Source organism: Pseudomonas sp. JY-Q (assembly GCF_001655295.1).
Classification (GTDB): Bacteria; Pseudomonadota; Gammaproteobacteria; order Pseudomonadales; family Pseudomonadaceae; genus Aquipseudomonas; species Aquipseudomonas alloputida.
This window is the reverse complement of sequence record NZ_CP011525.1, coordinates 5,696,152-5,717,138: the sequence shown is the minus strand read 5'-3', so window position 1 is coordinate 5,717,138 and position 20,987 is coordinate 5,696,152. Positions and strand designations below refer to the sequence as shown.

The 20,987-nt window shown below is 62.5% G+C and carries 17 protein-coding genes, 1 tRNA gene and 1 pseudogene; 6 read left to right on the top strand and 13 right to left on the bottom strand.

The window, feature by feature from the left end; genetic code table 11:
- Window positions 1-125 precede the first annotated feature (125 nt).
- The 3 genes from AA098_RS25740 (at window position 126) to AA098_RS25730 (ending at window position 5,418) form a co-directional block, all read left to right on the top strand.
- Window positions 126-1,931, top strand: a complete 1,806-nt coding sequence (locus AA098_RS25740) for a phenylacyl-CoA dehydrogenase (protein ID WP_010951720.1) — start codon at window positions 126-128, stop codon at window positions 1,929-1,931.
- 300 nt (window positions 1,932-2,231) lie between these two features.
- Window positions 2,232-3,515 carry a diguanylate cyclase gene (locus tag AA098_RS25735; protein ID WP_003255601.1) on the top strand — a complete coding sequence of 428 codons (1,284 nt, stop codon included), beginning with the start codon at window positions 2,232-2,234 and terminating at the stop codon, window positions 3,513-3,515.
- A 124-nt stretch (window positions 3,516-3,639) separates the two neighbouring features.
- Complete coding sequence (locus tag AA098_RS25730) at window positions 3,640-5,418, top strand: acyl-CoA dehydrogenase C-terminal domain-containing protein (protein ID WP_003255600.1); 1,779 nt, start codon at window positions 3,640-3,642, stop codon at window positions 5,416-5,418.
- A gap of 363 nt (window positions 5,419-5,781) precedes the next feature.
- On the opposite strand, the gene AA098_RS25725 is transcribed toward AA098_RS25730, so the two are convergent.
- Complete coding sequence (locus AA098_RS25725; protein WP_003255599.1) at window positions 5,782-6,705, bottom strand: LysR family transcriptional regulator; 924 nt, start codon at window positions 6,703-6,705, stop codon at window positions 5,782-5,784.
- 211 nt (window positions 6,706-6,916) lie between these two features.
- Between AA098_RS25725 and AA098_RS25720 the strand changes: the two genes are divergently transcribed.
- Both AA098_RS25720 and AA098_RS25715 read left to right on the top strand, forming a co-directional pair.
- The gene (locus tag AA098_RS25720; RefSeq protein WP_003255598.1) at window positions 6,917-8,197 is read left to right on the top strand and encodes an aspartate aminotransferase family protein; all 1,281 of its coding nucleotides are present in this window, start codon (window positions 6,917-6,919) and stop codon (window positions 8,195-8,197) included.
- A gap of 147 nt (window positions 8,198-8,344) precedes the next feature.
- Complete coding sequence (locus AA098_RS25715; protein WP_003177654.1) at window positions 8,345-8,503, top strand: YqaE/Pmp3 family membrane protein; 159 nt, start codon at window positions 8,345-8,347, stop codon at window positions 8,501-8,503.
- Between the two features lie 63 nt (window positions 8,504-8,566).
- On the opposite strand, the gene AA098_RS25710 is transcribed toward AA098_RS25715, so the two are convergent.
- From AA098_RS25710 to AA098_RS25670, 10 genes are all read right to left on the bottom strand, one after another.
- Window positions 8,567-10,390 carry a S9 family peptidase gene (locus AA098_RS25710; protein ID WP_064615091.1) on the bottom strand — a complete coding sequence of 608 codons (1,824 nt, stop codon included), beginning with the start codon at window positions 10,388-10,390 and terminating at the stop codon, window positions 8,567-8,569.
- The gene (pqqE, locus tag AA098_RS25705; protein ID WP_014860209.1) at window positions 10,356-11,516 is read right to left on the bottom strand and encodes a pyrroloquinoline quinone biosynthesis protein PqqE; all 1,161 of its coding nucleotides are present in this window, start codon (window positions 11,514-11,516) and stop codon (window positions 10,356-10,358) included. Before pqqE ends, AA098_RS25710 begins: the two co-directional genes overlap by 35 nt.
- The gene (gene pqqD / locus AA098_RS25700) at window positions 11,488-11,763 is read right to left on the bottom strand and encodes a pyrroloquinoline quinone biosynthesis peptide chaperone PqqD (protein ID WP_003255595.1); all 276 of its coding nucleotides are present in this window, start codon (window positions 11,761-11,763) and stop codon (window positions 11,488-11,490) included. The genes pqqE and pqqD overlap by 29 nt, the downstream gene beginning before the upstream one ends.
- Window positions 11,760-12,515: a pyrroloquinoline-quinone synthase PqqC gene (gene pqqC, locus AA098_RS25695; protein WP_003255592.1), complete on the bottom strand. Its 756-nt coding sequence runs from the start codon at window positions 12,513-12,515 to the stop codon at window positions 11,760-11,762. Before pqqC ends, pqqD begins: the two co-directional genes overlap by 4 nt.
- A gap of 162 nt (window positions 12,516-12,677) precedes the next feature.
- Complete coding sequence (pqqB, locus tag AA098_RS25690; RefSeq protein ID WP_003255590.1) at window positions 12,678-13,589, bottom strand: pyrroloquinoline quinone biosynthesis protein PqqB; 912 nt, start codon at window positions 13,587-13,589, stop codon at window positions 12,678-12,680.
- 78 nt (window positions 13,590-13,667) lie between these two features.
- A complete protein-coding gene (pqqA, locus tag AA098_RS28970) occupies window positions 13,668-13,739 on the bottom strand; it encodes a pyrroloquinoline quinone precursor peptide PqqA (RefSeq protein ID WP_003243383.1) in 72 nt (23 codons plus the stop codon).
- A gap of 159 nt (window positions 13,740-13,898) precedes the next feature.
- Entirely contained in the window at window positions 13,899-16,199 is a 2,301-nt protein-coding gene (pqqF, locus tag AA098_RS25685; protein WP_064615090.1) for a pyrroloquinoline quinone biosynthesis protein PqqF, read from the bottom strand.
- A gap of 140 nt (window positions 16,200-16,339) precedes the next feature.
- A complete protein-coding gene (locus AA098_RS25680; RefSeq protein ID WP_054888486.1) occupies window positions 16,340-17,134 on the bottom strand; it encodes a carbon-nitrogen hydrolase family protein in 795 nt (264 codons plus the stop codon).
- A 14-nt stretch (window positions 17,135-17,148) separates the two neighbouring features.
- Complete coding sequence (locus AA098_RS25675; protein WP_004576183.1) at window positions 17,149-18,831, bottom strand: NAD(P)/FAD-dependent oxidoreductase; 1,683 nt, start codon at window positions 18,829-18,831, stop codon at window positions 17,149-17,151.
- 312 nt (window positions 18,832-19,143) lie between these two features.
- Window positions 19,144-19,605, bottom strand: a complete 462-nt coding sequence (locus AA098_RS25670; RefSeq protein ID WP_003255583.1) for an Lrp/AsnC family transcriptional regulator — start codon at window positions 19,603-19,605, stop codon at window positions 19,144-19,146.
- 187 nt (window positions 19,606-19,792) lie between these two features.
- Between AA098_RS25670 and AA098_RS25665 the strand changes: the two genes are divergently transcribed.
- Entirely contained in the window at window positions 19,793-20,347 is a 555-nt protein-coding gene (locus AA098_RS25665) for a serine acetyltransferase (RefSeq protein WP_004576184.1), read from the top strand.
- A 394-nt stretch (window positions 20,348-20,741) separates the two neighbouring features.
- Here AA098_RS25665 and AA098_RS29625 read toward each other — a convergent pair.
- Together AA098_RS29625 and AA098_RS25660 are read right to left on the bottom strand one after the other, a co-directional pair.
- Window positions 20,742-20,858 (bottom strand): annotated as a pseudogene (locus tag AA098_RS29625) (site-specific integrase); the annotation flags it as partial.
- A 50-nt stretch (window positions 20,859-20,908) separates the two neighbouring features.
- Window positions 20,909-20,985 (bottom strand) — tRNA-Ile (locus AA098_RS25660).
- Between the last annotated feature and the right edge of the window lie 2 nt (window positions 20,986-20,987).

Genomic DNA, 20,987 nt, shown 5'->3' with positions numbered 1-20,987 from the left:
GCGTAAATGGCACCATAGTCCATCCTTGACAGAAAGCTGAGCTAAACGTAAGTTTCAAACAACTGTTTGATCGGCTTCCGCCAAGCGCGGGTCACCCCACAGAACTCACCTAGAGGTTCATCGCAATGCCTGACTACAAAGCCCCCTTGCGTGATATCCGCTTCGTTCGCGACGAGCTGCTTGGCTATGAGGCGCACTATCAGAGCCTGCCGGGCTGCCAGGACGCCACGCCCGACATGGTCGACGCGATCCTTGAAGAAGGCGCGAAGTTCTGTGAGCAGGTGTTGTCGCCGTTGAACCGCGTGGGTGACCAGGAAGGCTGCACCTGGAGCGAATCGGGGGTGAAAACCCCAACCGGCTTCAAGGAAGCCTACCAGCAGTTCGTCGAAGGCGGCTGGCCGAGCCTGGCACATGACGTCGAGCATGGCGGCCAAGGCCTGCCAGAGTCGCTGGGCCTGGCCCTGAGCGAAATGGTCGGTGGCTCGAACTGGTCGTGGGGTATGTACCCAGGCCTGTCGCATGGCGCGATGAACACTATTTCTGCGCATGGCACTGCCGAGCAGCAGCACACCTACCTGACCAAGCTGGTGTCCGGCGAGTGGACCGGCACCATGTGCCTGACCGAACCGCACTGCGGTACCGACCTGGGCATGCTGCGCACCAAGGCCGAGCCACAGGCCGACGGCAGCTACAAAGTGTCGGGCACCAAGATCTTCATTTCGGCCGGTGAGCACGACATGGCCGACAACATTGTCCATATCGTCCTGGCCCGCCTGCCGGACGCACCGGCCGGTACCAAGGGGATTTCACTGTTCATCGTGCCGAAGTTCCTGCCCAACGCCGAGGGCGGCGTGGGCGAGCGCAACGGCGTGAGCTGCGGCTCGATCGAACACAAGATGGGCATCCACGGTAACGCCACCTGCGTCATGAACTTCGATGCGGCCACCGGCTACCTGATCGGCCCAGCCAACAAAGGCCTGAACTGCATGTTCACCTTCATGAACACTGCTCGCCTGGGTACCGCGCTGCAAGGCTTGGCCCACGCCGAGGTGGCGTTCCAGGGTGGCCTGAAGTACGCCCGTGAGCGCCTGCAGATGCGTTCCCTGACCGGCCCGAAAGCACCGGACAAGGCCGCTGACCCGATCATCGTCCACCCGGACGTACGGCGCATGCTGCTGACCATGAAGGCCTTCGCCGAAGGCAATCGCGCGATGGTGTACTTCACTGCCAAGCAGGTGGACATCGTCAAGTACAGCCAGGACGAAGAAGAGCGCAAGAAGGCTGACGCCCTGCTGGCGTTCCTGACCCCGATCGCCAAGGCTTTCATGACCGAAGTCGGTTTCGAAGCCGCCAACCACGGCGTACAGATCTACGGTGGCCATGGCTTCATCGCCGAATGGGGCATGGAGCAGAACGTGCGCGACAGCCGTATCTCCATGCTGTACGAAGGCACTACCGGTATTCAGGCCCTCGACCTGCTCGGTCGCAAAGTGCTGATGACTCAGGGCGAAGCACTGAAGGGCTTCACCAAGATCGTGCACAAGTTCTGCCAGGCGCAGGAAGGTAACGAAGCGGTCAAGGAGTTCGTCGAACCGCTGGCGGCCATCAACAAGGAGTGGGGCGAGCTGACCATGAAAGTGGGCATGGCTGCCATGAAGGACCGTGAAGAAGTGGGTGCGGCTTCGGTCGATTACCTGATGTACTCCGGCTATGCCTGCCTGGCTTACTTCTGGGCCGACATCGCCCGCCTGGCCGCCGAGAAACTGGCAGCCGGCACCAGCGAGGAGGCGTTCTACACCGCCAAGCTGCAGACTGCCCGCTTCTACTTCCAGCGCATCCTGCCACGTACCCGTACCCATGTGGCGACCATGCTGTCGGGCGCCAACAACCTGATGGCGATGGACGAAGAGCACTTCGGCCTGTCGTACTGATACTGGCGCTGTAGCCAAAACCCGCCTGCCCTGACCGGCAGGCGGGTTTTTTTGTCTTCAGGTTCAGCGTGGTCCCTCGTAGGAGCGGGTTTACCCGCGAAGAGGCCGTGCCTGCTGGCCAATCTCCATCAACCGTTCACCGTTGCCGGCGCTACCGTATTCGCGGGTAAACCCGCTCCTACAAGGCTCGCGTGGCGGCCGGAAGTTCGGTCATCCAACCGCAAATTCAACTGTTCCAGTGCACTGCCGATGAAGTGAGGGCACAATGCCATTATTGATCTGCCGGGTTGGAGATTACCCTTGTTTCGTTTTAACGCTGTTCGCGCAAGCCACTTCCTGCCGTCGCTGTTCTTGTTGCTGGCAGGGCTCGCCGCAGCCTATGTGAGAGACCTCAGCGTCTTTTTCACATCGCTGTTCAATGTCCTGCCTACCTTGGTTCTACTGCTGGGCGGCGCCTACTGCGCGGTTTACCGCCGCCAGCGTGAGCTGTTCCTGATGCTGACGGTGTACATCGCCTACTTCCTGCTCGATACCCAGACCGACTTCTACCGTGACCATGGCCGCGTGCGTGAGGACGCCGCGGTGATCTTCCACCTGGTCTGCCTGTTGCTGCCGGCGCTGTTCGGGCTGTACGGCGCCTGGCAGGAGCGCACGCACCTGCTGCAGGACCTGGTCGCCCGCGGTGCCGTACTGTTTGCCGTGGGCAGTGTGGCGGTGGCCCTCCAGCAAAGCTACCCCGAGGCGTTGCTGACCTGGTTGGCGGAGATCCGCTGGCCGGCTTTGCATGGCCACTGGATGAGCCTGATCCAGATGGTCTACCCACTGTTCCTGGGTGTGTTCATTCTGCTGGTGGTGCAGTACCTGCGTGCACCCCGGCCGCTGCACGCTGCGCAGTTGATCGGCCTGCTGGGCATTTTCTGGATGCTGCCGCAAACCTTCATCCTGCCGTTTACCTTGAACATCATGTGCAGCCAGGTAATGTTGATGATCGCCGCAGCCGTGGCGCACGAGGCTTATCAGATGGCCTTCCGTGACGAGCTGACTGGCCTGCCGGGGCGTCGTGCGCTGAACGAGCGCATGCAGCGCCTGGGGCGTAACTATGTGATCGCCATGACCGATGTCGACCACTTCAAGAAATTCAACGACACCCACGGCCACGATGTCGGTGACCAGGTGCTGCGGTTGGTCGCCAGCCGCTTGTCCAAGGTCACCGGCGGTGGCCGCGCCTACCGTTATGGCGGGGAGGAGTTCGCCCTGGTGTTCGCCGGCAAGACTGCCGCGGAATGCGTGCCGCATGTGGAAGCCGTGCGTGAAGTGATCGCCAATTACGTGATGCACCTGCGCGATCAGCACAACCGCCCGCAGGACGATACCGCCGGGCGCCAGCGCCGGGCGGGCAGCGCCGGCGGCACGGTCTCGGTCACCATCAGTATCGGCGTGGCCGAGCGCCAGGCCGATCATCGAAACCCCGAGGCGGTGCTGAAATCCGCCGACCAGGCGCTTTACAGTGCCAAAGGCGCGGGGCGAAATTGTGTCATGGTGCATGGGCGACAATCACAGCGTGGGGCAGTGCGCACGGCGTGACCAGGCGAGACTATACAGTCGATTGATGACCCTATGTCTCGCAAAAGTTGTTCGGTTACACTGCCAGTAACCCCAGTGTCGCGGTTCCCCGAGACCGCCCCGACCCGACTAGCGAGAGGTTGTCATGGCTGACTATAAAGCGCCCCTGCGCGACATGCGCTTCGTACTGAATGAAGTCTTCAACGTGGCCGAGCAGTGGACGCAGTTGCCCGGGCTGGCCGAGGTTGTCGATGCCGACACGGCCATGGCCGTGCTGGAAGAAGCCGGCAAGGTCACCGCCAAGACCATTGCGCCGCTCAGCCGCGCCGCCGACGAAGAGGGCTGCCACTGGGACAACGGCGCGGTGCGGACCCCGGCCGGTTTCATTGAAGCCTACAACACCTACGCCGAAGGCGGCTGGGTGGGCGTGGGCGGCGACCCGCTGTTCGGCGGTATGGGCATGCCCAAGGCCATCTCGGCCCAGGTCGAGGAAATGGTCAACGCGTCCAGCCTGGCTTTCGGCCTGTACCCGATGCTGACGGCCGGCGCCTGTCTGTCGATCAACGCCCACGCCAGCGAGGCCTTGAAGGAAAAATACCTTCCGAACATGTATGCCGGCGTTTGGGCCGGCTCCATGTGCCTGACCGAGCCGCATGCCGGTACTGACCTGGGCATCATCCGCACCAAGGCCGAGCCCCAGGCGGATGGCAGCTACAAGGTCAGCGGTACCAAGATTTTCATCACGGGTGGCGAACACGACCTGACCGAGAACATCATCCATCTGGTGCTGGCCAAGTTGCCGGATGCACCGGCGGGGCCGAAAGGTATTTCGCTGTTCCTGGTGCCGAAATTCCTGGTCAATGAAGACGGTAGCCTCGGCGCGCGGAACCCGGCCACTTGCGGCTCGATCGAGCACAAAATGGGCATCCAGGCCTCGGCTACCTGTGTGATGAACTTCGACGAAGCTGTCGGCTACATCGTCGGTGAGCCGAACAAAGGCCTGGCGGCCATGTTCACCATGATGAACTACGAGCGCCTGGGCGTTGGCATTCAAGGCCTGGCGTCGGCCGAGCGCTCCTACCAGAACGCCGTGGAGTACGCCCGCGATCGCCTGCAAAGCCGTGCCCCGGCCGGCCCACAAGCCAAGGACAAGGCTGCCGACCCGATCATCGTCCACCCGGACGTGCGTCGCATGCTGTTGACCATGAAGGCGCTGATCGAAGGTGGCCGCGCATTCTCCACTTATGTGGCCATGCAACTGGACAGTGCCAAGTACAGCGAAGACGCCAGTGTGCGCAAACGCAGCGAAGAGCTGGTGGCACTGCTGACGCCGGTGGCGAAGGCCTTCCTCACCGACCTGGGCCTGGAGTGCGCAGTGCACGGCCAGCAGGTATTTGGCGGGCATGGTTACATTCGTGAGTGGGGGCAGGAGCAGTTGGTGCGCGACGTGCGCATTACCCAGATCTACGAAGGTACCAATGGCATCCAGGCCCTCGACCTGATGGGGCGTAAAGTGGTGGCCAGCGGCGGGGCATACTACAAGCTGTTCTCTGACGAGATTCGTCAGTTCATTACCGGTGCAGGCAGCGAACTGGACGAATTCGCCAAGCCACTGGGCGCTTCGCTCGATCAGCTCGACGGGTTGACCGAGTGGGTACTGCAGCAGGCCAAGGGCAACCCGAATGAAATTGGCGCGGCTTCGGTCGAGTACCTGCATGCCTTTGGCTATGTTGCCTATGGCTACATGTGGGCTCTGATGGCGCGGGCGGCACAGGCGGGCGAGGGGGATGCGCCGTTCTATTCGGGCAAGCTGGGTACGGCGCGGTTCTACTTCGCGCGGTTGCTGCCACGGGTGGATTCGCTGGTGGCTTCGGTGAAGGCGGGAAGTGAGTCGCTGTACCTGCTGGATGCCGAGCAGTTCTGATCGATTTCTGGGGCTGCTGCGCAGCCCAATCGCGACGCAAGGCCGCTCCCACAGGTATCGCCTAAGTTTGGATATGTGGGGCCTTGCGTCGCGATTGGGCCGCAAAGCGGCCTCAGCCATCGCATATCTGTGAATGAACTCCCTGTGTAAGCTTTTTCCTACACGACGCGGTGACTTTTCACCACTGTTCTAAGATTGGATCCACTGTTAATCTTTATCACATGGACGTTGCGCAGGAAGCGCATAGGACAGATCAAGGATGACGACGAAGGACCACCTGCCAGGATGGCGGGGCGATACGGATGTCACAGGGAAACAGTCTGGAAAACCCCGCTTCGGCGGGGTTTTCTTTATGTGCGTGTTTTAGGCCAGCACATCCAGCGGTGATGCCCCCAGCAGGCGGGCGTCCGTCTCTTCCTCAAGCAATGTGCGCAGCAGCTCTACAGAGGCCTGCTGGCGCTGGGCATCGCGAAATACCAAGCCAACCTTCAATGGCACGCGCGGCTCGCTCAACGGCTTCCACAGCAGCCCCTGATCATCTTCGGCGGCCTCCTTGGCGCGCCCCGGCAGAATGGTAGCCAGCGCCGTGTGCGCGAGGCTATCGAGAATCCCTGCCATATTGTTCATCTCTGCCTGCACCTGCGGCCGTCGGCCTTGGCTGGCCAGCTGCGCCTGCCAGATCTGGCGGATCTGGAACTCTTCGCCCAGCATCAGCATGGGCAACTCGGCGGCCTGACGGATGGACACCTTCTTGAAGTCCTTCAGCGGGTGGGTATCGGGTATGACCAGTTGCAGCTCATCTTCGTACAACAGCAGGCCATGCAGCCCTGGCTGGCGCGGCGGCAAGTAGCTGATGCCGATGTCCAGGTTGCCATTGAGCAGGCGCCGTTCGATTTCTAACCCCGACAACTCGTAAATCTGCACGACCAGGTGAGGTTGAGCCTTGCGCAGCCGTTCAAGCAGCTGCGGTATCAGGCTTGGCCGCACGGTCTGCAATACACCGATAGCCAAGGTGCGCAGCGACTGGCCCTTGAAGTTGCGCATAGCCTCGTGGGCGCGCTGCAGGCCGTCGAGCAACGGCAGGGCATGGTTGTACAAGGTGTGGGCGGCCAGGGTCGGCAGCAAGCGTTTGTTGCTGCGCTCGAACAGGCTCAGGTCGAGGCTGTGCTCCAATTGGCGAATCTGCTGGGAAAGCGCCGGCTGTGACAGCGACAGGCGTTCGGCGGCACGGCCTACGTGGCCTTCTTCGTACACCGCGACGAAATAACGCAGTTGGCGGAAATCCATAAGCAATACTTATCGAAAATGCTGGAAAAACGAAATGGTCGAAAACCCTGCTGAAGCCTAGTCTATCGACGTATTCCAAAGGGTTACAGCGATGATTCGGTCGATTGTTACCCCGGATGAAAAACACTTTTGATAGGAAAGGCAAAATATCGAGTGCCGGCACCAAGACCGCACCGTGGCTGCCCTTTACCGTGATTGGTTGGAGCCCTTGATGAACCTGTTCAACCTGCGCCGCTCGGCTCCTGCCGCCGCCGCCGAGCCCAAGCGTGCGCCGGTGATCGTGCCGCACGCGTCTGAGCTGTCGCCTGAGCGCCTGATGCCCGGCGCCGAACGTGCAGCGCAGGTATTCGTGCGTGGCCAGGGCTCATGGTTGTGGGACAACGAAGGGCATGCCTACCTGGACTTCACTCAGGGCGGTGCGGTCAACAGTTTGGGCCACAGCCCCAGCGTGCTGGTCAAAGCGTTGGGCAACCAGGCTCAGGCGTTGATCAACCCGGGCTCGGGCTTCCACAACCGTGGCCTGCTGGGGCTGGTCAACCGGCTGTGTCAGAGTACCGGCAGTGACCAGGCCTACCTGCTTAACAGCGGTGCCGAGGCCTGTGAAGGGGCGATCAAGCTGGCGCGTAAGTGGGGCCAACTGCACCGCAACGGCGCCTATCACATCATTACTGCCAGCCAAGCCTGCCATGGCCGTAGCCTCGGCGCGCTGTCCGCGTCCGACCCGTTGCCGTGCAATCGCTGCGAACCTGGCCTGCCGGGTTTCAGCAAGGTGCCGTTCAATGACCTCGCGGCGCTGCACGCCGAGGTGGATTCACGCACCGTGGCAATCATGCTCGAGCCGATACAGGGGGAGGCGGGCGTTATTCCCGCTACTCAGGAATACCTCAAGGGCGTGGAAACGCTCTGCCGTGAACTGGGCATCCTGCTGATCCTTGATGAGGTGCAGACCGGTATTGGTCGCTGTGGTGCGCTGCTGGCCGAGGAGCTCTATGGCGTGCGCGCCGACATCATCACCTTGGGCAAGGGCCTGGGGGGCGGCGTGCCGCTGGCCGCCTTGTTGGCAAGGGGCAAGGCATGCTGCGCCGAGCCTGGTGAGCTGGAAGGCAGCCATCACGGCAACGCGCTGATGTGCGCCGCCGGCCTGGCGGTGCTGGACAGCGTGCTGGAACCTGGCTTTTTAGCCCAGGTACAGGACAACGGTCGTCACCTGCGTGAAGGCCTGAGCCGCCTGACCGGGCGCTATGGTCAGGGTGAAGTGCGCGGTCACGGGCTGCTATGGGCCCTGCAACTGAAAGAAAACCTGGCCCGCGAACTGGTGGCTGCGGCCCTGCACGAAGGCCTGCTGCTCAACGCGCCGCAAGTGGATGTAGTGCGCTTTTCACCGGCGCTGACTGTGAGCAAAGGCAACATCGACGAAATGCTGCTGCGCCTGGCGCGCGCTTTCGCCCGCCTGCATGCCCAGCAGCAGGCCCGTCGCGAAATGCCGGCGTAGCGGCCTGGCAAAGAATTCAACGAACCGTCTGGCGTTCCTGCGCATCGCCCCTGGCCTGTTTCATTCGGCCCGGGGCGTTTTTTTTTGCCTGTGGAACCTCTACGGCTGGGAGCTAGTCTTTGATGTAACCCTTCAGGAGAGACTCGCATGGACTTTATTCGCATCATCATCGCCATTCTTCTGCCACCGCTGGGCGTGTTTCTGCAGGTGGGGTTTGGCGGGGCGTTCTGGCTGAATATTCTGCTGACCTTGCTGGGGTACATTCCGGGGATCGTGCATGCGGTGTATATCATCGCCAAGCGTTGATACAGGCAGAGATTGGCCCGAGCAGGAGCAGCGCAAGGTCGCTCCTGCTCGGGGCGCCGGGAACTATTGCGCCAACACCCGGCAATAGAATTTCCACTCTTCTTCCAAGGCATGCGCCAGGTTCTCCGCCTTGCGGAACCCATGCCGCTCTCCCGCATAAAAGTGCCCTTCAGCGTCGATCCCGTTGGCCTGCAACGCTGCCAGCATGGACCGCGTCTGTTCCGGCACCACCACTGCATCCAGCTCACCCTGGAAGAAAATCACTGGCACCTTGATACGCTCTGCATGCAGCAGCGGCGTGCGCTGGCGATAGCGGTCAGCGTCCCGCTGCGGGTCGCCGATCAACCAGTCCAGATAATCACCCTCGAACTTGTGGGTGGCACGGCCCAGGGCTATCGGGTCGCTGACCCCGTACAGGCTGGCGCCGGCGCGAAACACGTCTTGGAACGCCAAAGCGCACAGGGTGGTGTAGCCCCCGGCGCTGCCGCCGCGGATGAACGCCTTGCGTTTGTCGACCACGCCCTGAGCTGCCAGGTATTCGACTACCGCGCAGGCATCGGCCACATCGCTCTCGCCCCAGCGCTGGTGCAGTGCCTGGCGGTATTCCCGACCATAGCCGGTGCTGCCCCGGTAGTTGAGGTCGGCCACGGCAAAGCCGCGCTGGGTCCAATACTGGATACGCGGGTCGAGCACGGGATAACAGGCTGAGGTTGGCCCGCCGTGGATGAACACCACCAGCGGTGCGGCGCCTTGCGGCTGCGCTGGCGGGTAGAAGAAACCATGGGCCTGCTCGCCGCCACTGTCGTAATGGATCGGCTGCGGCAGGCTGATTTGCCCTGCCGGCAGCATTTCGGCACCACCGGCCAGCACGCGTACTTCATGGTTGCTGCGGTCAATGGCAATGACTGCCGGGGGGCTGATGGGCGACGCGGCGATGGCATACAGGTGTTCGCTGTCCATGGCCAGGCTGCGAAAGCGTGTGTAGGCACTGGCGAAACGCTCCATACGGCCATCTTCACCACGCAGCCCCAATTGCCCGAAGCCGTCTTCGAACCAGCTGGCCAGGTAGCTTTGCGGGCCCAGTGCCAACCAGGTACAGGTGCCCAATTGCCAAGGCGCAGCAGCATGGTCTGCCGGTGCGGCAGGCAACGCCTGCCATTGGCCATCGACCTCACCCCAGGGTTGCCAGAAACCATTGCGGTCGGACAGGCAGTAGAGCCGACCTTCGGCATCGAAGCGTGGTTGTTGCAGCGATTCTTCTGCGGCGGCTACACATTGCGCCGGCCCCCAGTGGCCGCTGGCATCGCGCGCGCGATACATCAGCCGGGTGACGGTCCAGGGCTGCGCCGGGCGGTCCCATTCGATCCACGCCAGGCGCTGGCCATCGGCACTGACACCAGGCGAGGCATAGAAGTCGGCGCCCTCGGCGAGCACCTCGCGGCTGCTGTCACCCAAAGCGACCAGGCGGTGCTCTACCTGCTCGGCATGGCGCTCTTCGACGGCCAGCACCTGGCCGTCGTGCCACTGCACATCGCCGTAGCGGCAGCTGGCATCCTGGGTCAGCGCACGCGGTAGCGAATCGTCCAGCGGCTGGGTGTAGACCTGCTGGTCCTTTTCGTTGACGAACACCAGCCCGTCGCCACCCAGGCAGAAGCTGCCGCCGCCGTACTCATAAACCCGGCTGCGTACGCTGAAGCCGTCCGGGGTCAGGCAGCGGGCCTGGTAGTGCAGCCAGTGCCAGATACGGCACGCTCCATCGGCCGGGCGGAATTCGTTCCAGAACAGCCCGTCGGCACTGACCTTGAGTTCGGCGAAGTCGGTGCCGGCGGCAACCGCCTGGGCCGCGCTGAACTCAGCCGCGGGCGATGACACGGGAGTTTCGATCATTGCGGAAGGTCATCTGTTCGATCGCGAGCTGGGCGGTTTCTGCCTCCTCGCGGGCCTTGAGGATGATGCCGTGCTCGGTCGATTTGGCGCAGACCGGGTCTGCGTTGCTGGCATCGCCGGTCAGCATGAAGGCCTGGCAGCGACAGCCGCCGAAGTCCTTTTCTTTCTCGTCGCAGGAGCGGCAAGGTTCGCGCATCCACTCATAGCCACGGAAGCGGTTGAAACCGAACGACTCATACCAGATATGGTGCAAGTCGTGGTCGCGTACATTCGGAAACTGCACGGGCAGCTGGCGGGCGCCGTGGCAGGGCAAGGCGGTACCGTCCGGGGTGATGGTGAGGAACAGGTTGCCCCAGCCGTTCATGCAGGCCTTGGGGCGCTCTTCGTAGTAGTCAGGGGTAACGAAAATCAGCTTGCACGGGTTGCCCTCGGCCTTGAGCTTGTCCCGGTATTCGTTGGTGATACGTTCTGCCCGCTCGAGCTGCGCGCGGGTTGGCAGCAGCCCAAGGCGGTTGAGGTGCGCCCAGCCATAGAACTGGCACGTGGCGAGTTCGACAAAGTCGGCCTCAAGGGCAATGCACAACTCGATGATGCGGTCGATCTTGTCGATGTTGTGCCGATGGGTGACGAAGTTGAGCACCATCGGGTAGCCATGGGCTTTTACCGCGCGGGCCATTTCCAGCTTCTGTGCAAAAGCCTTTTTCGAGCCGGCCAGCAGGTTGTTCACCTGCTCGTCGCTGGCCTGGAAGCTGATCTGGATATGGTCCAGGCCAGCCTTTTTGAAGTCGGCGATGCGCGCCTCGGTCAGGCCAATGCCCGAGGTGATCAGGTTGGTGTAGTAACCCAGACGGCGGGCCTCTGCGATCAGCTGGGCAAGGTCCTGGCGTACCAGCGGTTCACCGCCGGAAAAGCCGATTTGTGCGGCACCCATTTCCCGCGCTTCAGCCATGACCTTGAACCACTGTTCGGTGCTCAGCTCTTGGCCCTGGGCGGCGAAGTCCAGCGGGTTGGAGCAATACGGGCACTGCAGCGGGCAGCGGTAGGTCAGCTCGGCCAGCAGCCACAGCGGCAGGCCGACCTCGGGCGTAGGTGGCAACTCAGGCGAGGACGATCCAGTGTTCGGCACGGGCCACCTCCATGAACTGCTCGATGTCATCGGCCACTTCCGGGACATCGGGGAATTGCTGTTCGAGTTCGCTGATAATCGCTGCCACATCACGCTGGCCGTCGATCAGGCCACCGATCAGGCTCGCGCTGTCGTTGAGCTTGATCATGCCTTCGGGGTACAGCAACACATGGCCCTTTTGCGCCGGCTCGTACTGGAAGCGGTAGCCGGGGCGCCAGTTCGGCACTTGGTTACGGTCGAAACTCATAGGGTGATTCCCTTGTGCCACACCCGTTCCTGGGTGACGGAGTGATAGGGTGGGCGGTTCAGTTCGTAGGCCATGCTCATGGCGTCGAGCATACTCCAGAGGATATCCAGCTTGAACTGCAGTATCTCCAGCATACGCTCCTGGCCCGCACGGGTGGTGTAGTGCTGCAGGGTAATCGCCAGGCCGTGTTCCACATCGCGTCGAGCCTGGCCCAGGCGGGTACGGAAATACTCATAGCCGGCGGGGTCGATCCACGGGTAGTGCTGCGGCCAGCTGTCCAGGCGTGACTGGTGGATTTGTGGGGCGAACAGCTCGGTCAGCGAGCTGCTGGCGGCTTCCTGCCAGCTGGCGCGGCGGGCAAAGTTGACGTAGGCGTCCACGGCAAAGCGCACGCCTGGCAATACCAGTTCTTGCGAGCGCAATTGGTCCGGGTCCAGCCCGACAGCCTGGCCCAGGCGCAGCCAGGCTTCGATGCCGCCATCCTCGCCGGGCGCACCATCGTGGTCGAGCAGGCGCTGGATCCACTCGCGGCGCACTTCGCGGTCCGGGCAGTTGGCCAGGATCGCGGCATCCTTCATCGGGATGTTGACCTGGTAGTAGAAGCGGTTGGCTACCCAGCCCTGGATCTGCTCGCGGGTGGCGCGCCCCTGATACATCGCCACGTGGTACGGGTGATGGATGTGGTAATAGGCGCCCTTGGCGCGCAGGGCCTGCTCGAATTCGGCAGGGGACATTGGCAGTGCGTCGCTCATTCGGCTGGCTCCTGTAGAACGATTATCTGGCCGGGCACATCCCTCTCCCTTGTGGGAGCGGGCGTGCCCGCGAACACCGGCGAAGCCGGTGCCATGGACCGTGTTGGCTTTTTCGCGGGCATGCCCGCTCCCACAGGGTCTGGTGTCGCCTCACAGACTTTTTTACAACGCGATGCTCATGCCATCGAAGGCAACTTCGACGCCCCGGCGCAGGACTTCGGCGCGCTCGGGTGAGTCTTCGTCGAGAATCGGGTTGGTGTTGTTGATGTGGATAAGTACCTTGCGCTGGCGCGGGAAGCCGTCGAGCACTTCCAGCATGCCGCCAGGGCCGTTCTGGGCCAGGTGACCCATCTCGCGGCCGGTGCGGGTGCCCACGCCACGGCGCTGCATTTCGTCGTCTTCCCACAGGGTGCCGTCGACCAGCAGGCAGTCGGCACCGTGCATCATCGCCAGCAGCTTTTCGTCTACCTGGCCCAGGCCCGGGGCGTAGAACAGCTTGCCGCCGGTGCGGGTGTCTTCGACCATCAAACCCAGGTTATCGCCCGGGTGCGGGTCGAAGCGGTGTGGCGAATAAGGCGGCGCGGCGCTGCGCAGGGGGAAGGGGGTGAACTTGAGGTTGGGGCAGGCGTCGATCACGAAGCTGCCTTCCAGCTCGATACGGTTCCACTGCAAGCCACCGTTCCAGTGGCTGAGCATGTTGAACAGCGGGAAACCGGTGGTCAGGTCCTGGTGGACCATGTCCGTGCACCACACCTGATGCGGGCAGCCTTCGCGCAGGCTGAGCAGGCCGGTGGTGTGGTCGATCTGGCTGTCCAGCAGGACGATGGCGTTGATACCAGTGTCGCGCAGTGCCCGGGCCGGCTGCATCGGCGCAAAGGCCTGCAGTTGGGCGCGGATGTCGGGCGAGGCATTGCACAATATCCAGTGCACACCGTCGTCGGACAGGGCGATGGATGACTGGGTGCGCGCCGTGGCTTTCAGGGTGCCATCACGGTAGCCCTTGCAGTTGACGCAGTTGCAGTTCCACTGCGGGAACCCGCCACCGGCGGCGGAGCCGAGAACCTGGATGTACATGGCCACTCTCTATGCAGAAACCGGATCTGAAAAACGAAAACGCCCCGGCAGGCCGAGGCGTGAAACCCTAAGCCCGGCTTAGCGGTTAGCGAAGTACATGGTGACTTCGAAGCCGATACGCAGGTCAGTGTATGCAGGTTTGGTCCACATGGAATTACTCCTTCCGAATGAGGGTTGGGTTGTTCAGCTACTACTTGGGTACCGCCATGCGTTGGCAGTTCCGTGAAAACGGGATTGCGCTATCTTACAAGAAAAATTTGAACCGGAAGGTTAATTATTCGAGAAGCGCCGTTGCAGTTCGCGTAATAATCATCGATTTTCGCCCTGCCAGGAAGTGTCTGGCGCGGCAGCGTTGGCCAAACATAGCCAAGCGGAACCTGGGTCGAGCAGGTCGCTCAGCAGGTGGTCCAGATCCGTCTGCCGCGTAGTCAGGATAGACCTGCGCAGCACATCCAGCCTATCGGCTTGTGTGCCCAAGTGTGTCTGCCACGCCCATTCGGCGACATCGGCATTGGCCATGGCGGGTTCGTCGAATTGCCCGGCCAACGCCTGGCGAGCGGCCGGGTCAAGGGTGACGCCATGGCGCAGCAGGCTGAGCAGGTGGTCGAGCACCTGTGCCTGACCGGTGTGGGGGGACTGCACACCGAACAGCAGCCCACCGACCCCCTCGACCTGACGAAAGGCGCTGAACACCGCGTAGCCGAGTTGCAAGTCTACCCGCAGGCGCTGGTAAACCGGCCCTTGCAGCAATTGGGCTAACAGGCGGCCTGCGGCCTCTTTTGCCGCCGGCAACGGGCAGAAGAGCAGCAGGGCATGTTCGCTGCCTTGCACTTGGGCATGCTGCCAGCGGTGGTTGGCCCATGATGGCTGGGGCCTCGGCCGCGAGCCTTGCCCAGGGCACTGCAACAGCGAGGCGCCCAAGGCGTTTAGCGCGGTATTCTCGAAACCTGCAGCCATGCCATGCCACTCGGTGTGCAGCCACAGGCTGTCGAGCTGCTGCTGGGTCAGCGTGCAGGCAGGCACCGCTGCGGGCAGGCTACCCCGTACCGCGTCTGGCAGTTGCTTGAGCAGGGCCCTGATGGGGATCAGGGCCGGGGGCTGCGCCATGCAGGGCAGCCAGCAACTGGCAGGTGGCTTGAGCATCAAGGCCAAGGCTTGTTCCACTGCCCGCAGCACTGCTGCTGGCAGGCCGGCGCAGCGCAACTGCCAGTATTCTCCGGCGCTGCTGTACTGCAGTTGCACGGAGGCGCGGTCACAGCGTTCCTGCAGTGGTGCCAGGGCCAGTTCCAGCACACGCTGTAGCTGCTGGCGCAAAGGCGAAGGTACATGCCAGCGCAGGTACAGCGCAGCGTATTGGCGCGCGGGCGGGAGCTGGTCACTGATCTTCAGCGCTGCCGGCAGCGGCTGCGCCTTGGCATGGGGCAGGTCAGCCTTCAGCAATGGATCGACTGGCAAAAGCTGCCAATCGCCATGGTCGCCACCTGGCAGGCTTTCCAGCAGGGCGCCAAGCGCCTGCAACCCTTGGGCATCCAGCCTGGCGAACGGCTGGCCTGTGCTGTCCCGGCGTGCCAGCTCGAGCGCGCTGGCACTGTGCGCACGGCTGTGCTGCAACAGGCCGAATTGGTGGTTCAACTGTTCGCGGTCGGCCTGGCGGATGAACCTGAACCAACCTTGCAGCAGGGCGCTGGCTTCGTCCGGGCAAGCGTCGGCACTGAGCTTCAGGTCAAGGTGCCACAGCAGCTGACCGGCGAACGCATACAGCCTTTCGGCCGTGAAACGTTGTAGCCAGCCACGCTCGCGAAGCGCGCCCAGCCAGGTACCTGGGCGGCTGTCCTCCAGGTAAGCGATCAGCAGTTCCAGGGCGCGCTCGGCACCGCTGGGGAGGCTTTGGTGCGTGAAGGTCAAAGCGCTAGCCATTGCTGGCAGTGGCGGCGGCAGCATTTGCGGCACGCGCTCACCTGCAGCGAACAGTTCGGCCTGCTGCCGGGCAAGGCGTTCAAGTTCATCCAGCGGCTGCGGACCGCAAAGGCTCAGGCAGATCTGGCCGCCTTGGTAGAAGCGTTGATGAAAGCCCGCAAGCGCTTGCTGGAAGGCCGCATCGTGCAAGGCCAGGGTGTATCGATTGCCAGCATGAAAAGCGCCCAGTGGATGCTTGGCTGACACTGACTGCAGCAAGGCGAACTGCTGTTGGGCCGATGGATTGCGCGACCAGGCGATGAATTCGGCATGGATCACTTCGCGTTCACGGCGTTGGCGTTCGATGCCCAGATCCGGTTCTGCCAGCATTTGGCACAGGCGCTCGAGACCGCCACCGAGCGTGTTGGGGGGCACCTCGAAGAAAAAGTCGGTGGCGCGTTCCCGGGTGCTGGCGTTGACCTGGCCGCCCAGGGCTTGCACGTAGCGCATCAGTCCGTCTTCCAGCGGGAAGCGCGGGGTACCGAGGAAGAACAGGTGTTCGAGGAAGTGCGCCAGACCGGGCCATTTGGCAGGCGCGTCGTGGCTGCCCGCGTGCACCCGCAGTGCGGCGGCCGAGCGCTTGAGGCGCGGGGCGTGGCGCAAGGTCAGTTGCAAGCCGTTGGCGAGGGTGAGGTGGCGGATGGCGTCAGGCATGGGGGCTCCGGTGGCTGCGCTCCATGCTAACCGATTTGTTCGCAGGCCCGGCCTTTTCGCGGGTAGGGCGCCGGTATGAAAGGCAGCGCAGACCCCGTGGGAGCGGGCGTGCCCGCGAATGGGCCGCATAGCGGCCCTTGTCAGCCTTTACGCAGGTGCAGCTCCTGGCGCAAATCGGTCAGGTAGGGAAACGCCGTGCGCCCCTGCACCACCCGCTCATGTTCAAGCTCTGCCAACAACTGGCACTCATCCCGCCCGGCCATGGCCAGCAAGCTGCCATCCGGGCCGATGATGCTGCTCTGCCCGCAATACTCAATCTCGTCTTCCGCACCGCAGTAGTTGGCATATACCAGGTAGCACTGGTTTTCCTGTGCCCTCGCTCTCACGGTCACCTGGCAGGTAAAGTCGTACGGCGTCATGTTCGCCGTCGGCACCAGGATCAGCTCGGCGCCGTCCAGCGCCAGGCGTCGGGCGTTCTCCGGGAACTCGATGTCGTAGCAGATCAGCAGGCCAACCTTCCAGCCTTCCAGTTCCACCACCGGGAAGTGGTCCGCACCAGGGCTGAACATCGAGCGGTCCAGTTCACCGAACAGGTGGGTCTTGCGGTAATTGCCCAGGCTGCGGCCATGCGCATCGATCAGCTGCACGCTGTTGTAGATCGCCCCGTCATCGCCGCGCTCCGGGTAGCCATAGACAATGGCGATACGGTGCGCCTGGGCGATCTCTACCACGGTCATGGCTGCCGGGCCATCGGCGGCCTCGGCCAGGCGCTCGACCTGGGCCAGGCCGATGTTGTAGCCGGTCAGGAACATCTCCGGGCACACCAGCAACTGTGCGCCGCGTTCGGCTGCCAGCTGCGCCTGGTGGCGCAGCCGTTGCAGGTTGCCGGGCACATCCAGTGGCTTGGGTGCGCCCTGGTACAGAGCGATGCGCATGGTGCCTCCTTGTCTCAATCCGCCAGGGCGATCGGGCCGATTTCGTTGAACACATCGCCCGGGCCGGGGTTGTCGGGGTGGGTGTGGCCACCAAAGTGGTTCATGATACCCCACACCGCATTCAGCGACGTCTGCACCGCGCCTTCAACCCAGGCGGGGGTCCATGACACGTCGTCACCAGCAATGAAGATACCGCGCTGCTCTGCCGGCATGTCCTGCTGCATGAAGTGCGCGTACATGCGCTGGTTGTAGCGGTAATGGCCCGGAAGCGCGCCTTTGAAGGCGCCGAGGAAGTACGGGTCGGCCTCCCAGGAAACCGTGATCGGGTCGCCGATGATGTGGCCGGCGATATCGGTCTTCGGGTAGATCTTCTTCAGCGCATCCAGGGCCAGTTGTACGCGCTTCTCCACCGGGTGCGGCAGCATCTTCAGCGCGTCGCTCATCCACGAGTATGACAGGCAGATCACCCCGGGCTTGTCGTTGCCGTTGTCGAACAGGTAAGTGCCGCGGGTGAGGCGATCGGTGAGGGTCATGCTCAGCAGGTCACGGCCGGTTTCCGGGTCCTTGTCCTTCCAGAACGGGCGGTCGACCATGACGAAGGTTTTTGACGACTGCATGTAGCGGGTACGGTCCAGGGCCATCCACATCTTTTGCGAGAACAGCGATTCTTCGCAGTCGATCTGGGTGGTCAGCAACCAGGTCTGGCAGGTGGCGAGTACTGCGCTGTAGTGGCGGGTATCGCCCCAGTTGTCGGTGACCGCCAGGCGGCCATCGGTGGCGCGGGCAATGCGCTTGACACCGGTACGCGGTGCGCCGCCATGCAGCGTGCTCAGGCTGGTGCCCTCTGGCCAATGCACGCAGCGTTCCGGTACGTGGCGCCAGATGCCTTGTGGCACTTGTTCCACGCCCCCGACCACCAGGTGCTGGTGGTCGTCGCAGTTGGTCATCACCACGCGGAAGATTTCCAGCATCGAGTTGGGGAAGTCCGAGTCCCAACCGCCGGTGCCGAAACCGACCTGGCCGAACACTTCGCGGTGCTGGAAGCTCAGCTTGGCAAAAGAGCGCGAGGTGGCGACGAAGTCGTAGAAGGTGCGGTCGTCCCACAGCGGCACCAGCTTGTTCCAAAGTTCCTTCAGGCGCGGTACATCACGGTCGCGGATGGCCTGCTGGATATCGGCGAACTGCGCACCGCTCTCCAGCGCATCGGCCCAGGCGTCGGCTACCTCATGAAACAGTTGTGGCAGGTCGGTGGGCTTCTCGGCGTAGTAGGTCTGGCCTTCCAGGTCGATCACCGTGCTGCCCGAAGCCGGGGTCAGCGGGTTGGGGAAGGGCTTGGTTTCCAGGCCCAGCTTGTCGACGTAGTGGTAGAAGGCGGTGGACGACACCGGGAAGCGCATGCCACCCAGCTCGGCAACGATCCCGTCAGTGCCATTGAAGGCTTGCGAGCGCAGCCGGCCGCCCAGCTTGGAAGCCTCGTACACCACCGGCTTGAGGCCCAGCTTCATCAGCTCGTAGGCCGCTACCAGGCCGGCGATACCGGCACCGACAATGGCCACCTCTTCCCCATGGCGCTCAGCCGGAATGCTGCCCAGGCCTGCCGGGTGTTCCAGCCAGTCGTCGAAAGCAAAAGGGAAGTCCGGGCCGAAAATGGTGATCGGCTTCTTGCCGTCGGCGGGGTGGCGGTTCTTCTTGTTCATGAAATGACCTTGCCAGAGAGGCTGCGCGAGGAGCGGAGCCTGAGTATAGGAGATGCCCGGCTGTCATTTTAGGGAGTGAGGTGTTCGTTATTAAGGTGCAGAGTGTTGTCTGAATGTAGTTAGTTTCGTCGTAATGATTAGGTTAATGTTCATTAAGACGAGGCAGGCGGTCGAGGTAATTCAAAAAACACCTTGGCCCTTTGTAGGCGCGGGTTCACCCGCGAATGCGTCGGTAGATTCTCTGCCCCATTCGCGGGTAAACCCGCTCCTACAACCGGCCTCATCGATAACCCCACCCGAGCGCCAGTCCGTTCAAAGCGGCTGTCCACGGTCCACCTTGCTGCTGAGAATGATCGACGTGGTGGTTTTCTCCACCCCGTCGACGCTGCCAATCTGGTCGAGCAACTGATCCAGCTGCTCGGGCGAGTCCGTACGCAGCCAGGCCACATAGTCGAATTCGCCGCTTACCGCACACAGCTGCTGCACCTGGCCCATGGCACTCAGGCGCCGCACCACGTCCTTGCCGGAGCGTGGCTGCACCTTGATCCCGACATACGCCTGCAATCCGCCGCCTATCACACTCTGGCCCAGGCGTACGCCATAGCCGGAGATAACCTTGTTCTTCTCCAGCCGCTCCAGGCGCGAATTGACGGTAGTGCGGGCGATGCCCAGCTGGCGGGCGAGGGTGGCGACGCTTTCGCGGGCGTTGATCTGCAGCAGGGCGATCAGCTGGCGATCGATTTCATCCAGCGTGATGGAGCGGGAATCCGACATGGCGAGTCTCTACGGTTGGCCCGCTAGCCTAGCCAGCCTGTGCCAATCAGGGCAAGGCCAGGTACAGTCGATCACCGTTGACGGCGTCGGCTTGGCACTTTGGGTTAGAACGGCCGCGCATGTCCGAAGGCTGCGTCTTCGACACTAATTCGGCATGATGAAGTGCTAGTTCAACGGGAACCTCAGCGTGAACCTCGACCACCTGCTCGAATGCTGGCGACTGGAAGTCTCCAACAAGAAAAGGCCCGGACGCCCTATCAGCCTGCTGTTCAACGTGCTGCGCCGCGCACGCAAGGACAACAAACTGCGTTTCCTCTTCGCCTATCGCCTGGCCCAGTACCTCGACGCCCGCGGCGGCCTTGCCCGGCGTCACGCCCGGCGCATGCAACAGCGGCTCAACCTCAAGTATGGGGTGGACATCGACATCGGCGCCCAGATTGCCCCCGGCCTGCGCATCGCGCACCTGCCGGGGGTGGTGATTACCCGGTATGTGAGCATCGGGCGCAACTTCTTCATCCGGCAGAACTGCTCGATCGGCATCAAGACCCTGGGGTTGCAGGAGTACGCACTGCGCATTGGTGACAACGTGAGCATGGGCGCCAACAGTTGCATCGTTGCTGATCGCATCGACATTGGCGATGACGTGGTGATTGGCGCGATGTCGTTGGTTACGCGGGATATTCCGCCTGGCATGACCTTCTTCAACCCACGGCAGGTCGAGATGCGTCCGGGAGGGGATTAACCAACAGCGGTACATTTGCGGACGTTGGCAGAGGGGGCGGTGGAGCAGGCTGGGAGGGTTCTGATGGGGTTGCCCATGGTTGATGGCCTCGCCCGATGGACTGGATCATGCAGTGGTGCGGCCTTCTTCGTTTATCCCCAGGCGCCGCGCCAGTGATGAGTGCACCGAACGAATACGCAAAAGGCTTGAGGCAGTTGGCTCTGTAGCCAGCTTCTTGGCGTCCGTTGTCACGGGGCAGGCCCAGGTTCATTCATAGGCTTGCTCATCTGTGAGCCGATTAGCGAGCATATTCGGCTCATTTTGTGAGCTGATAATGGCGGCTATTCGGCTCATTGTCTGATCCTCAAGCTAGGGTGTTTGGCTTGAAGTATCGATAGGGCACCTTTCCGCGATTATCGGCGTGCTGGGTGATCGGCTTCTTGGTGGGGCTGATTTCGCTGAGATGGTGTTTCAGCGCCACTTCCAAGGTCATGCGCTCGGCGCCGCTGCGCTGGATGTACACGCCCCGAACATTTATTTCTTGCGGGCATGAAAAAGCCGCGCAGTGCGCGGCTTGTAAGCTGGTGGGCCCACACGGACTCGAACCGTGGACCAAAGGATTATGAGTCCTCTGCTCTAACCGACTGAGCTATAGGCCCTC